This window comes from Bacillus sp. N6, from assembly GCF_052805735.1.
This window is the reverse complement of the sequence record NZ_CM127843.1, coordinates 1,974,702-1,987,535: the sequence shown is the minus strand read 5'-3', so window position 1 is coordinate 1,987,535 and position 12,834 is coordinate 1,974,702. Positions and strand designations below refer to the sequence as shown.

Here is a 12,834-nt window from a genome sequence, read left to right as displayed (position 1 = left end):
TATCAGTTTTTTGTATTTTCTGCACTTATTTACCTCCTAAAAATTCTTTCATTTCTTTATACGTTTTTTAACATAAATACCCATAAGAATGTTAACGATTGTTGTAACTCTGTAGGTAGTTGACCTAACATCTTCTCATTTACTCCGCGCTTATATACGCCGATGCCATCTATAACTTTAAAACCTTGTTCTTTCGCTAACTGTTCAAATTCCCAAGGCATCATCGTATTACAAACAACGTCTTTTCCATACAAGCGAGGATAACTGTTCTCTCGTGGCTTTGCTGTCGGTCCTAAAATTGCAATACATGCATATCCATCTTTCTTTAACACACGCTTTATTTCATTTAACGCTCGTAATGGCTCTTCCGTCCATTCTAAAGAATTAATTGCCATAATTGATTCAAATTGCTCATTTTCAAATGGTAATGCAGAAAGATCTCCTTTTATAAAAGATAAATTTGGTCCTTCTCCGCGCTCCTTACCTTTTTGAATCATCACTTCCGATAAATCTACTCCCACTGCTTTATAGCCTGCGCTACTTAATTTATATGTACCGTACCCATCACCACAACCAACATCGAGCACTTGTGCTTCTTTCTTTACGTATTGTTCAAAAAACGGAATAATTGTGCTCCTACTCCCGCTATCCCACATTTCCTGACTATTTTTATTCCAAAACTCCGCACTACTATCCCATTTCTTCTCTGCTGATTCATGCCAATTAAATGTTGTCATACATTCCCCTACCTTCACGTATTATCATTCATTTCATTCTACATCATTTTCCAAAATTCCTGTTTTATCCTGCTTGCAGTAAGACACCTACCTCAAAATTCAATGGATGCGGACCAGTTAATGGGAGAGAACTGCTCATAAAAATCCAATTGTTGCTGGCTGATAATCAGTCGTGATGGAAAAAATCCCGCACTTTATCTTCAATAGGAAATGGATATGTTAACGATGGAATACGTATTCTCCATTTTTTGCTTTACTTGGGTTTAACTCATACTCATGCTCTTCTCATTTTGAAAGATACTATAGATACACCCAATTGAAAGAGAGGGATGTACATGCGAAGAAAGAGAAATCATCATTTTAAAAGTGGTGAAAAAAACGAAGAGTATGCTGCTGAAATATCACCAGCTGGCATTCCAATTAGACATAAGCGTAAAGAAATTGCAAATGAGATAGAAGGTACAAATACCGGCGCAATGGTAGGCTATGTCGCTTTATTTCTTTCGTTATTCTCCATTGCTTTTTATCCAGTTACGCTCGGCTCCCTAGCAATTTTAGTTGGCCTATTAGCTGTCAATTTCGGAGCAAGAACACTTGGATATACAGCAATTGGTTTTGGTAGTTTTTCTGTTTTATTTACTTTACTTTATCCGCTTGCTTTGTCAGCGTTTTAAAAAAACACACCAAGTTATACTTGGTGTGTTCATTCATGATACAACATAATATGACCGCATCCACAACAATGTTTCGCTGTAATTTCTTGAAACACTGGATAATTTTCTTCATCCCTATGCTCAATAAATACTTTTTCAAACCGATACATGTTTGGTGCATATGCCCAATCTTGTTTCGTACGTGCATATAATGTTGAGGAAAAAAACTCCTCACCACCGCAAACGATACATGTGTTCTTCATCGCTATCCCTCCTATGCTTGTCTTACTTCATCTATATGAACATAAGCATAAAAAAAAGACCTTCTATTACTAGAAAGTCTTCTCTGAAACAAAAAGAAATGTACCAAACATTCCTACTCCGCTATATTCTTTTGAAACACCAGCTTCTGTTTTAAATGTTTGCTTTACAGTCATAAAGAATACACCATTTCGTGCATCTGTACTTTCAAATTGTAGTTTTTCTTTTTTACCATCTACATTTTGCGTGCATTCAAAACTACTCTCATTACAATTCAACGCATACTTATCCTCTACATACACTTTAAAATCTGATTCTTTCGGACAAGTTATAAGTAATATTGCCACGAGAATAATACTTACAATACCCACAATTGTATAATATTTCTTCATTTGTACTCCTTTCAAATGACAAGAAAACTTGACTTCATGCGCCAAGTTTTCTTAGTCAACAACCCATTGCCACTCTTGTTCTTTCTTATCAAAAATGAGCCAACCTGTTTCTGTTGCTTCCTCTTTCAATTCATCGATATTATCTAGCACCTCATCCGTACTTTCATACGAACCAACTACATATACCGGAATTTCAAGACCTCTTCTTGACTCAATCTTCCCTGCTAGATCTATGTAAAGACCATCTTCCATTAGTGGAATAAGTCCCATAATCAATTCTTTTGAAATTGCTGGGAAAATTTTTGATTTTTGGAAGAAAGAAAAACGTTTCTTACCGAAAGCACCGAGTTTATACGGAATGACTTTACTTAACATTCCTACAAAATCGGCAATTCTACGATAATACACTTTGTTGTACCATCCGTCATCATGTGAAAAATAAACAAATCTATTTTTCAGTAACGGAAAGAATGTTCTTGCAAGTGGTTCTTTTTTGTGAGCCAAATATAATAATTCTGCAATTTCTTTCGGCTCTAATTCATCTAAATCGCTTGCATCATCAAAATCTACCCAACAAAATTCATCAAATTCATCAATCTCTGCTTGAATTAACTTATGTATATTTTCTTCCTCAACATATTCAAATAAAGTATGATAATGAAAATCCGTCCATTCAAAGTTGTGCTTCAAAAGCAACACTTGATGAAGCGGTGAAGGGATGTTACTCGCAAACTCTTTAAACGTAATTCCTGATGTAATAAAACAATGACCTCGACGATTACCATTAATATATATCATATTCTTTACTTGGTCAGATCCTCCAGACAAAGCACCTAGCCACCTTCGTTTTATATGTTTCAATTCTATAGCATATTTTAACATGAAAAATTTTAGAAACATAGAAAAAACTTCAAAAACTATTTACAATTTCATGTGTTTTATTACATAGTGATTACAAGAAAAAACGCCTGCTCATAAGCAGGCGTTTTTAAAGGATTTCATCAGGGTTTTGAGGATGATGATTTCCCTCTTTCTTTTCTTCTTTTTGGAACATCGATTGAATTTTATCAATTGTTTGTGGAGCTAATTCAATCATTTTTTCTGCTAAATGTGTCGCATTTTGTAAATGAAGAATATTTACTCCATCTTTATTCACCACAAGAAATGCTACTGGTGTAATCGAAACACCACCCGCGCTACCGCCACCAAATGCAGGGTTACCGTTCGCTCTTTGTCCATCATTCGTTTGGAAATCAGAACCTCCTGCTCCAAAACCGAACGCTACTTTAGAAACCGTTAACACCACACCACCGTCAGCCGTTTGAACAGGCTCTCCAACAATCGTATTTACATCAACCATTTCTTTTAAATTTTCCATTGCTGCTTTCATTAACCCTTGAATTGGATGATCCACCGTTCATAACCTCCTTTGTCATATCTTTCCTAGTTTTTCCGAAAGTTTGTGAACTAAACATAAAATTTTATATTGATTTCAAAAAACTTAAGTTGTAATATTTAGAAAAATAAAAAAGAGGTCGATTCTTTATGATGCGAAAATTAACAAAGAAAGATCATGAACAAGTATTCGCTTATCTAAAAGAAGAAGCAGCCATTAACTTGTTTATTATTGGAGATATTGAAGCTTTCGGTTATGACACAGATTTCCAAGAATTATGGGGAGTATTTAAAGAGAATGGGACATTAAAATCAATTCTACTCCGATTCCACGATTCATTTATACCATATAGTAAAGAAGACTTTGTTACCCTTGATTATGAGGCACTTCTTTCCGCATATAAACCGCTTAAACTCTCTGGCAAGTCAACTATTGTAGAAAGGTTTGAAACTTCTCCAAGTCTACAATTAGGCGCCAAAAATGAAATGTATTTTTGCGAATGTCTAAATGACAACAACTTACCTAGCACGCCTATCCAAGAAACAATTAAACTTGCCACACTAGATGATGTAGAGCGAATTATGCAATTGCGAGGTAACATTGCTGAATTTCCAGTTGCTAATGAATCAGAGAAAATATTAAGACAAGCTCTCAAAACAAATACAGGACGCACATATTATATTGAAAAAGACGGTGCTATTATTGCATCCGCCTCTACTTCCGCTGAAAATTCATTATCCGCTATGGTAGTTGGCGTATGTACACATCCGAATTATCGCGGAAGCGGATACGCTTCGCTCATATTACAAAAAATGATTCAAGACTTTACGAATGAAGGCCGAACGCTTTGTTTGTTTTATAACAATCCAGCTGCTGGACGTATTTACAAACGATTAGGGTTTAAAGATATTGGGATGTGGACGATGTATCGATAATTAAAAGCCGATTTAAAATCGGCTTTTATACATACTGTGCTATTCCAGCTTCAAAGGCTTTCTTATCATTATTTAGTACACCAAATAATGCTTCTTGAAGAGCAAATGTACTTTTGTAAAAATACATTCGTTCCCTTACTGCTTCTAAATTAGGAGAATGTGCTGCAAATAGTTGTAAAAACTCTCCTCCATAACTAGCTAATATACCTGCAAAATCATAAGCAGGATCTCCAATGCTCGCACCACCAAAATCTATGACCCCTGAAATATCCTTTTTTGTTGCACTATATAAGATGTTTGTCATGCCAAAATCCCCATGAACAAGACTCGGTGTAAAATTAAAATGGCTCTCTTCATTTAAATACGTTTCAAAAGATAGTGAAACTTCTCTTTTTGCCTCTTCTCTCATGTATGGATAAACATAATCTTTTAATTGACTATATAAACTATTTGTTTCTGCATATATATCAGCACTATCATTTTGCATAATACCTTCAAATGTGGATAACGGAATTTCATGCAATTCTTTTAAAAATCCCGCCAATGTGCACGCAAGTTTCTGTAATTGCTTTTCATCATTTATTCCCGTAAAAGTATTTTTCCAAAACGGTTCCCCTTCAATCATTTCATATCCTGCAAATACTTTTCCTAGCACTTCATCTTGCAATCTTTGATAACTTGGATCAGGAATTTGGATCGTAATAAATGGTCGTATTTTCTCCAGTAACTTTGTTTCTACTCGAAGTTTTTGAATACCTTTTTCATATTTCGGAAAACGAAATACTATATTAACATTTATAATTAAAACATCATTATTTTGGCCAATTTCATTTACATGTGCCGATTTTATTTGTAGTTCAGGATACACACTTTGTAAATACGCTACATACTCATTTTCTTTTCTCATGCTTTCTCGCTTCCCTCATTCAGACTATTATACTCACTTCAAAGTCATAATTACCTGCCTTTCAACAAACCCAAACTCTTCGTACATCTCTTTTGCAAAATTCCCAGTAAATACATTCAGCCTAATTTCTGAATATTTCTCCTTTAATTCCTTAATACCAGCTTCCATCAGTTCTCGCGATAATCCTCTCCCGCGATATTCTGGGAAAACGTACAATTCATATATAAATCCAAGTTTTTCACGAGAAAAATAGTCTGTATTTTCCCCTATTAATATCCATCCCATTACTTTATTTGCTTCTTTAACGATTAAATAATATGCTCCTTTTTCTACAATCGGCTTTGTAATTTCAATCGCTTTCTCGGTACTTAATTGACAATTCCCTCTCGTCCCTTCAAAAAGCGATTGCGCCGCATATTTTAATATTTCATTGGTATCTTCTTGATTCGCCTTAATTATCATTTTTCACAACTCCCCTTGAATAATAGGCATTACTATCCCTTGTTCAAGATTCTCCGCTTCCATAACAATTGCCGTTAATCCTTGTTCTGTACTTGTTTCATGGAGCTCTCCCTTCTCCCAAAACACAGCTTGTCCCGCCTCTACCTTTATCTTTTTTTTATTTGCCCCACATACATATCCTGCTCCGTCCACAATAAGAAGCAGTTGAGATACAACTGCTTCATGATTACCGATGATTCCATTCTCGTGTAAATGCATAGCACCGATATGTACATTTCCTTGATGGTTTACTATTTTCGACATTATGAAATTAGATTGAAATACTGATATGTGCTTTCCTACTTTTTCACTAAAATCAAAAATTTTCATTGCTAGTCCTCCTTATACGTATAAAACCATCCTTACTGTCTGCATCATATGTCCTTCAAAGTCTTCTTCAAATTGCTCTAATTCAGCAAAACCTTTCGCTTCATAAAAGCGTTTTCCTTTTTCATTTGCTGCTTCTACATGTATGTACAATTTACGTATCCCATTTAATTCCTTAATCCCTCTTTGTAATAAAGCACTTCCGATCCCTTTTCCTTGCTGATCTGGTAACAAATAAATCGCACCTAATTCCGCTTCATTTTGTAGTCTAACAGGTGAAAAGTTAGCAAATCCTATTACTTCTCCCTCTTCTTCCGCAACGAATAAATGTGTATTTTTAAGACGATATTTCATTTTTTCATCAGAATATGCCTCGTCTAAAAAACTGTCTTGAATTTCTCTTGGAATAATGCCTTCATATGTATCATGCCAAGCTATTTTCGCTACTGATTGTACAGCCTGAATATCTTCTTGCTTCATTTCTCTAATTATATATGTCATCTCGATGTCTCCATTCTCTTTAAATTATATTCTGCTAATATACTAGAAGAAATGGCAGAACCATTTTTATAATTCACCTTAATTAATTTTAATTTCTCAATTGAAGCTGTTGCAAAATCAAATTTTTCATAAATATATTCCATTACACTTAAAAAATGCTTTGTATGTAATCTATTTGCAATCGTACAATGCGGAACCCATTTTCCCGGTACGTAATATGAATTTGGATTGTCATGAAAATTTTTAAAATAATCATGATAAGAATGATGAAGTTTTAACAATTCATCGGTAACAATCGGTGCTAGAAAGACCGTTCCATTAGTAGGAAAAATTCCAACAGAAGGAAAAGTTACTGCGTCCATATTTTCTTGAATAGCTACAAACTCCCCTAGTTTCTCCGTATACAAATGAACATCTAACTCATTATAATCCGCAATCGTAATATGAGGTTCTACTCCAGCTAATTGATTTGTTCCCATCATATTCGTTAATTCATTTTGCAGTTCTGTAATTTTATTAGTAAATACACGATCAAATGTAGCAATAATAGCGTACAATCTTTCTCACCCCTTCGTTACACATAGTGCTTCCCATTCTTCACGAATCATTCCCATTCGAATAGAATCATAGTATGTTCCTTTATAATAACGACACTTTCGCATTCTACCTTCTAAGCTCATTCCTATTTTCTCCGCTACTTTCATCATTCGTTCATTGCCAGACCAAGTCGTGATTCCTACTCTACCAATCTCCATTTTTTCAAATAGCAAATCTCTATATAATATCAATGTTTCTGTACCGTATCCACCATTCCAGTATGTTGGATCATAAATCACAAGCCCCATCTCTAACCAACGCGTCGGTTTATATTCCCAATAAAACCCGACTGTCCCAATGATTTGACCGTTATTTTCTATAATTAAATTTGACAGTGGTTCTTCTTTCAAACGAGTTTGCATCTTCTCTTTATAGGAAGAGTATTCTTGCATTGAGAACGGGAAATATGGCGCATCCCATTTCTTCCATTCTGAGCTTTCTTCTTTAAATATGATATTCCATAATGTTTCTATATCCGATTCTTCTATTGTACGAATTGTAACTTTCTTCCCCTTTAATACAACGTTTTGCATAATTCCCTCCTGCATTCACCTTTATTTCATATATAATTATAATGTTTTTTCAGAAAAATCAAAACCAATATCATATATTATATTGTATAATTTTGTTATAAGATACCAATTATTGATTTAGAAAGCTGGTGATTCAATGAATAATCAATTTAGTATTGCTTTATTTCTCACTATTATTACGACAAATATTATTCTATATTTCTTCTTACCATCAAATATTGTTACGAAATGGGACTTCAATGGAACGCCTACATCAACAATGGATAAAAGCACTTTTGTAATCGTAAATATAATTATATGTTCCTTCTTATTCTTTGTATTTTTAGCTTTATCTAAAGCAGCGAGTAACCAGAAATTTCTCCATTGGATCGGCAACACAATGTTACTATTCTTATTTTTTGTCGATATTGTCATTGCCCTCATCGCTCTTGGCTTTTCACTTCCTCTTGATCATTTCATATTTTTAGCATTAGGGCTTTTATTTATATTAATAGGTTATTTCAGTTCCAAAATTGATACGACTAAATCAACCGTTTCATTAGAATGGAATGATAAGTACCTCGAAAAAAGAGCTTCAAATATTAGTAGTATTTCAATGATGATAGCAGGTATTTTTTTTTCGATACTTCCGTTTATCGTTTCTGCTCCGTATAGAGGTTATGGTATACTAGCGATTATTTTAGGAATGACGCTTATCATTCTACCGAGTACGATTTATTTACTTATTAAAGACAGCAGGCAGTCCACTAATTTAAAAGGTTAATTGAAGTACGAAGGCGCAAAATAGGCAATAAAAAATAGGAGGTTACATCCCTCCTATTTCAGCTCAAGCAAAATGCCTTTCTCTATCCACCCCTCTACACCATCTTTTTTAATTAAATCATATCCTGAACAACTACCATCAATGAGAGAAACGATATTTCCTTTTCTAACGCTTATTTGCGCACAAGAAATATCAGTTTTCACTGTATATTCACCTGACTCAAGTTGTTTCATGTATTCATTTTTTACAGTGAGTAATTTATTTGTTTCCTTTTGCTTACATATTGTGTAATCTTGCATCTTCTCGATAGGCTCTATGTAATAATACGGATATGTCACTCCGCCCTGCATTTCTGAATTCGCATTAAAATCCGCTATTACTTCGTACCCTGGAAAATAGTCTACATATGTATAAGAAAACGTATCGCCCGTTTGTTTCCTCTGAATGATAAATGCATTTAATTGTCCTGCTTCTTTAATTGCATTTCCTCCATCTATTGCAATAATTTTTTTCTCCTCATCAATAACTGGATTGTTAGACGGTGCTTCTTCAGAATAGTTCACGACAGGCCAATGACCAACTATTACATACTTATTTGCTTTATGTGATTTATTAAAAAACTCTGGCATTGCTATCGCATTTTTGCGCTCTGTTTCTTTCCAATCTACTCTATCTTCTAGCCCGGCATGCACAAAAATATAATCTTCTGTTTCAATCGCTGTCGGTAACTCCGTTAGCCAATGTATTTCTTGTGAAAATTCACTTTGCAATGCTTCTCTCACTTCACGAATTGAAGTGCCTTCATGAACTGAAAAATCCAATTGCTCTAGCCATTCATTAAAAATCGAATGCTTTCTCGTACATAAATAATTAATAAGACGAGGATTTTCATTTAGAAGAGCATCAACTAAAACTTCACAATTTCCTTCAACAACGTGAACCTTTGAATTGTTCTTTACAAGATTCATAACATAGTTTACTACGCCTACGCTATCTCGTCCTTTCTCGCAAAGATCTCCATTAATAATTAAATAATCTTCATCTTTAAAGTTAACTTTATGTAGTGCTTCTTTTAAAAGATTTAATTCTCCATGAATATCAGATATGACGATAACTCTAGCATCATTAGGGATTGATAGTTTCTTTATTTTCTTCAAGTATAAGCGCTCCAATCATTCTCTTTATTAAATTAAAATAATTCGACAAAATACACTATATAACCTTTTCAAATACATATACCATAACTTACAACCTATTTACGGTTTAATAATAACTTAAACAATAAGAAGAAGCTGTTCCCAACTTTTGCGGGACAACTTCTTCTTATTGTTTATAATTCTTTATGAAAAGAATAACTCACTTTATCATACCCTTCTCTTTCATAAAAACGATGCGCATCAATTCTTGCAAATGCTGATGTGAGGACGATAGATTCACATCTGTTTTCCTTTCCCCAGTTCTCTATATACGAAAGTAATACATTTCCATGTCCTTTTGAACGATGTGCGTCTGCCGTTACAAGGTCATATACGAAAACGTGCTTCTTATTATAAAAGTTCGTACAAATCGCTACACCTGCAAGGCTAACAACTTCATCCTCCTCATTACGCAGCGAAAATAGTTTATAATTTTCTTCTTTCATATTTCGAAATAAAGAGCTTGTTTCCTCTTTTGAAAGTTTCGTTCTTAATTGCTGTAAAACAGGTAATACTTCATGTAATTGCTCTTCTGTTACTACTTCTTTAACATTCATTTTTAACTCTCCTCTAACTATTTATTTAATTTTCTAAATGTTATATCATTATTATAGAAAGTAACTGCCCTTTACTTAAGTGACAGTTTAAGTATTTTTTATAAGGCCAGTTTTAAAGGAGAGCTTTATATGGATTTTACTATCCCATTGCAATTACAAAGTAACACACCTATTTACTTGCAAATTTACGACTATATAAAAGCTGAAATTATACAAGGGAGTATTTCTGTTGGCACACGTCTACCCTCACACAGAAATTTAGCATCACAACTTAATATTAGCCGCATCACTGTTGAATCAGCTTATCAACAATTATTAGCTGAAGGTTATGTAGAAAGTAAACCGAAACGTGGTATTTTTGTAGCAAATTTCGATATTGACGTTATCCCAAATAAAAAACGAAATGCAGCAAAGAAGACGAACAATTTGATAGACGAAAAATTTGAATATGATTGTAGCCAAGGGCTTATTGATCAAAATGCATTTCCGATTACAAATTGGAAACGAGCATTACAAGAATCCATACTTACATACGAAAATGCACTATTTGCCAAAGAAGATCCTCAAGGTGAATTCGCTCTTCGAGAGCATATATCAACATATTTATATCATTCTCGCGGTGTACATTCTTCACCTGATCAAATTGTGATCGGTGCCGGAACGCAGCCACTTCTCTGGCTACTACTTCAACTGCTTGGCCCTACAAAAGAATACGGCATTGAAAACCCTGGATTTCACCGTATACACGCAATCATTAAAAGCTGTGATAGACAAATTCATCCCATACCATTGGATGAAAAAGGTATTGATATTTCTAGCTTATATAATACAAATGCCAATGTCGCATATGTTACACCATCACACCAATTTCCACTCGGGATTATTATGCCTTTATCTAGAAGAACAGAATTGTTAAAGTGGGCTAATGATTGCAGCGGATACATTATTGAAGATGACTATGACGGTGAGTTTCGCTACGCTGGCAAGCCGATTCCTTCTTTGCAAAGTCTTGATTCAAATGAACGCGTTATTTATATGGGGACTTTCTCAAAATCTTTTTTACCTTCTTTACGAATGGGATATGTTGTTTTACCACCACATCTTTTAAAAACATATCAAGAACTGCATGGAATTTTTAAACAAACAGTCGCTACAATACAACAACTTGCTTTTGCTAACTTTATACAAAGCGGGAATTGGGAACGTCATCTTAACCGGAGTCGTACACTATATAAAAGAAAACATCATGCGTTAGTAAAATCCATTATGAAAGAAATGGGGGCTAATGTTCAAATTCTTGGCGAACAGTCCGGACTTCATATTGTTTTATGTGTCCATAACAGTATGAATGAAAACGAACTGATTGAATCCGCTAAAAAACAAAGCGTTAAATTATATCCGCTTTCTCCATATGATTTCGTGAATGATTTACGTAAGGAATCATACGTATTACTCGGTTTTGGTAGCATTCCAGAAAATAAAATTGAAACGTTGGCTATATTATTGAAAAACGCTTGGTTCCCTAGTTGCAAGGAAACTTGTTAACAGTGGGTTTAACTTGTAACATACTAACAATTCAACAAAATAAAAAAGAAGGCTGTTCCAAAATAACTTTTTGGACAGCCTTCTGCTAGTTATTCACCTGACCTAGCTTTCCTTCCCGGACGTTTCACACCAGTCGTTTCTGTTGAATAAGAAGCTTCAATTATAGCGGTTGGATCTACAGAGAGAACGAGATCTTTCATTTTCGGATAAATGAATCGGTTTGTAATACAATAAATGATTCTCTTATGCTCCCCTAAAAAACCACCTTCTCCATGTAGATACGTAACAGATAGTTGCAATTCTTTCATAAGTAAATCGCCTATTTCTTTATTCTTACCAGAAATAATCATAACGCTCTTACCTTGATTTATACCATCTAATATAAAATCAATCATTTTCGTAACAATATAGAAAATGGCTAATGAGAACATCGCTTGTTCGATTGAAAATAAAATGGCAACAAAGATGAAAATAACTGCATTTACTGCAAGTAAAAATGTACTAATCGGTACATTAAAGTGTTTATTCATCCAAACTGCTAACATTTCCGAACCGTCAATTGCTCCACCCATTTTAACAACAATCCCAACACCAATTCCGAACAGCACTCCACCATAAAGTACAATTAATAACTCAGAAGTCGTAATTGCTGGAAATGGTTTTAAATAAATTAATCCGAGTGTTGTAACTACATTCGCATAAGATGTACGGATAAAAAATTTCTTTCCCATTACTTTTGCAGTAAATAATAAAATTGGGATATTAATTCCTAAGAACACACCATAAAGCGGCAATCCTGCGACTTTATTTGCCATAATAGCAATAGCCGTTACCCCGCCATCTACTAATCCATTAGGTGCTAAAATAAGCTCTAATGAACCTGCTACTATAATTGAGCCAATTGTTAATAATACGTATTCAAATACTTTCTTCATTCATTACCCCCAAAACTTATATATTTTCTTAGTATTATTTTAACGTAATTTTACTACTAATTCAAAGGTATCGATTTATATACAAAAAAGTTTCACCT

General features: G+C 34.1%; 18 protein-coding genes. 4 read left to right on the top strand and 14 right to left on the bottom strand.

The window, feature by feature from the left end; all coding sequences use genetic code 11:
• Window positions 1–56 precede the first annotated feature (56 nt).
• Window positions 57–737 (bottom strand): class I SAM-dependent methyltransferase, encoded by a 681-nt coding sequence (locus ACUXVC_RS10320; RefSeq protein ID WP_000206577.1) that lies wholly within the window; start codon window positions 735–737, stop codon window positions 57–59.
• Window positions 738–1,072: 335 nt separating this feature from the next.
• Between ACUXVC_RS10320 and ACUXVC_RS10315 the strand changes: the two genes are divergently transcribed.
• Window positions 1,073–1,411 (top strand): hypothetical protein, encoded by a 339-nt coding sequence (locus ACUXVC_RS10315; protein ID WP_001253201.1) that lies wholly within the window; start codon window positions 1,073–1,075, stop codon window positions 1,409–1,411.
• Window positions 1,412–1,440: 29 nt separating this feature from the next.
• Here ACUXVC_RS10315 and ACUXVC_RS10310 read toward each other — a convergent pair whose 3' ends face one another.
• The 4 genes from ACUXVC_RS10310 to ytfJ form a co-directional block, all read right to left on the bottom strand.
• On the bottom strand, window positions 1,441–1,653 hold the full coding sequence (locus ACUXVC_RS10310) for a hypothetical protein (RefSeq protein WP_000798747.1): 213 nt from the start codon (window positions 1,651–1,653) through the stop codon (window positions 1,441–1,443).
• A gap of 69 nt (window positions 1,654–1,722) precedes the next feature.
• On the bottom strand, window positions 1,723–2,043 hold the full coding sequence (locus ACUXVC_RS10305) for a hypothetical protein (protein ID WP_000761184.1): 321 nt from the start codon (window positions 2,041–2,043) through the stop codon (window positions 1,723–1,725).
• Between the two features lie 51 nt (window positions 2,044–2,094).
• Window positions 2,095–2,871 carry an oxalate:formate antiporter gene (locus ACUXVC_RS10300; protein ID WP_000014087.1) on the bottom strand — a complete coding sequence of 259 codons (777 nt, stop codon included), beginning with the start codon at window positions 2,869–2,871 and terminating at the stop codon, window positions 2,095–2,097.
• 160 nt (window positions 2,872–3,031) lie between these two features.
• Window positions 3,032–3,457, bottom strand: coding sequence for a GerW family sporulation protein (ytfJ, locus tag ACUXVC_RS10295; protein WP_000349991.1), 426 nt, complete (start codon window positions 3,455–3,457; stop codon window positions 3,032–3,034).
• 131 nt (window positions 3,458–3,588) lie between these two features.
• On the opposite strand from ytfJ, the gene ACUXVC_RS10290 reads away from it, so the two are divergent.
• Window positions 3,589–4,374 (top strand): GNAT family N-acetyltransferase, encoded by a 786-nt coding sequence (locus ACUXVC_RS10290; protein WP_000984746.1) that lies wholly within the window; start codon window positions 3,589–3,591, stop codon window positions 4,372–4,374.
• 25 nt (window positions 4,375–4,399) lie between these two features.
• Here ACUXVC_RS10290 and ACUXVC_RS10285 read toward each other — a convergent pair whose 3' ends face one another.
• Genes ACUXVC_RS10285 through ACUXVC_RS10260 form a run of 6 tightly spaced genes read right to left on the bottom strand, consistent with a single transcriptional unit; the run spans window position 4,400 to window position 7,740 of the window.
• Window positions 4,400–5,281: a phosphotransferase family protein gene (locus ACUXVC_RS10285; RefSeq protein WP_144465435.1), complete on the bottom strand. Its 882-nt coding sequence runs from the start codon at window positions 5,279–5,281 to the stop codon at window positions 4,400–4,402.
• Window positions 5,282–5,314: 33 nt separating this feature from the next.
• Complete coding sequence (locus ACUXVC_RS10280; protein WP_053564669.1) at window positions 5,315–5,743, bottom strand: GNAT family N-acetyltransferase; 429 nt, start codon at window positions 5,741–5,743, stop codon at window positions 5,315–5,317.
• Window positions 5,744–5,746: 3 nt separating this feature from the next.
• Complete coding sequence (locus ACUXVC_RS10275) at window positions 5,747–6,112, bottom strand: cupin (RefSeq protein ID WP_053564670.1); 366 nt, start codon at window positions 6,110–6,112, stop codon at window positions 5,747–5,749.
• Window positions 6,113–6,124: 12 nt separating this feature from the next.
• A complete protein-coding gene (locus ACUXVC_RS10270) occupies window positions 6,125–6,610 on the bottom strand; it encodes a GNAT family N-acetyltransferase (RefSeq protein WP_053564671.1) in 486 nt (161 codons plus the stop codon).
• Window positions 6,607–7,167, bottom strand: coding sequence for a 2'-5' RNA ligase family protein (locus ACUXVC_RS10265; RefSeq protein WP_098127111.1), 561 nt, complete (start codon window positions 7,165–7,167; stop codon window positions 6,607–6,609). The genes ACUXVC_RS10270 and ACUXVC_RS10265 overlap by 4 nt, the downstream gene beginning before the upstream one ends.
• Window positions 7,168–7,173: 6 nt before the next feature.
• Entirely contained in the window at window positions 7,174–7,740 is a 567-nt protein-coding gene (locus ACUXVC_RS10260; RefSeq protein ID WP_144465434.1) for a GNAT family N-acetyltransferase, read from the bottom strand.
• A 136-nt stretch (window positions 7,741–7,876) separates the two neighbouring features.
• Between ACUXVC_RS10260 and ACUXVC_RS10255 the strand changes: the two genes are divergently transcribed.
• Complete coding sequence (locus ACUXVC_RS10255; RefSeq protein WP_144465433.1) at window positions 7,877–8,503, top strand: DUF1648 domain-containing protein; 627 nt, start codon at window positions 7,877–7,879, stop codon at window positions 8,501–8,503.
• A gap of 53 nt (window positions 8,504–8,556) precedes the next feature.
• Here the strand turns inward: ACUXVC_RS10255 and ACUXVC_RS10250 are convergent, their stop codons facing one another.
• Entirely contained in the window at window positions 8,557–9,660 is a 1,104-nt protein-coding gene (locus ACUXVC_RS10250) for a metallophosphoesterase (protein WP_141241081.1), read from the bottom strand.
• Window positions 9,661–9,833: 173 nt separating this feature from the next.
• Window positions 9,834–10,256: a GNAT family N-acetyltransferase gene (locus tag ACUXVC_RS10245; protein WP_144465432.1), complete on the bottom strand. Its 423-nt coding sequence runs from the start codon at window positions 10,254–10,256 to the stop codon at window positions 9,834–9,836.
• A gap of 129 nt (window positions 10,257–10,385) precedes the next feature.
• Between ACUXVC_RS10245 and pdxR the strand changes: the two genes are divergently transcribed.
• Window positions 10,386–11,801, top strand: a complete 1,416-nt coding sequence (pdxR, locus tag ACUXVC_RS10240; RefSeq protein WP_144465431.1) for a MocR-like pyridoxine biosynthesis transcription factor PdxR — start codon at window positions 10,386–10,388, stop codon at window positions 11,799–11,801.
• An 89-nt stretch (window positions 11,802–11,890) separates the two neighbouring features.
• Here pdxR and ACUXVC_RS10235 read toward each other — a convergent pair whose 3' ends face one another.
• A complete protein-coding gene (locus ACUXVC_RS10235; protein WP_000755126.1) occupies window positions 11,891–12,736 on the bottom strand; it encodes a YitT family protein in 846 nt (281 codons plus the stop codon).
• Between the last annotated feature and the right edge of the window lie 98 nt (window positions 12,737–12,834).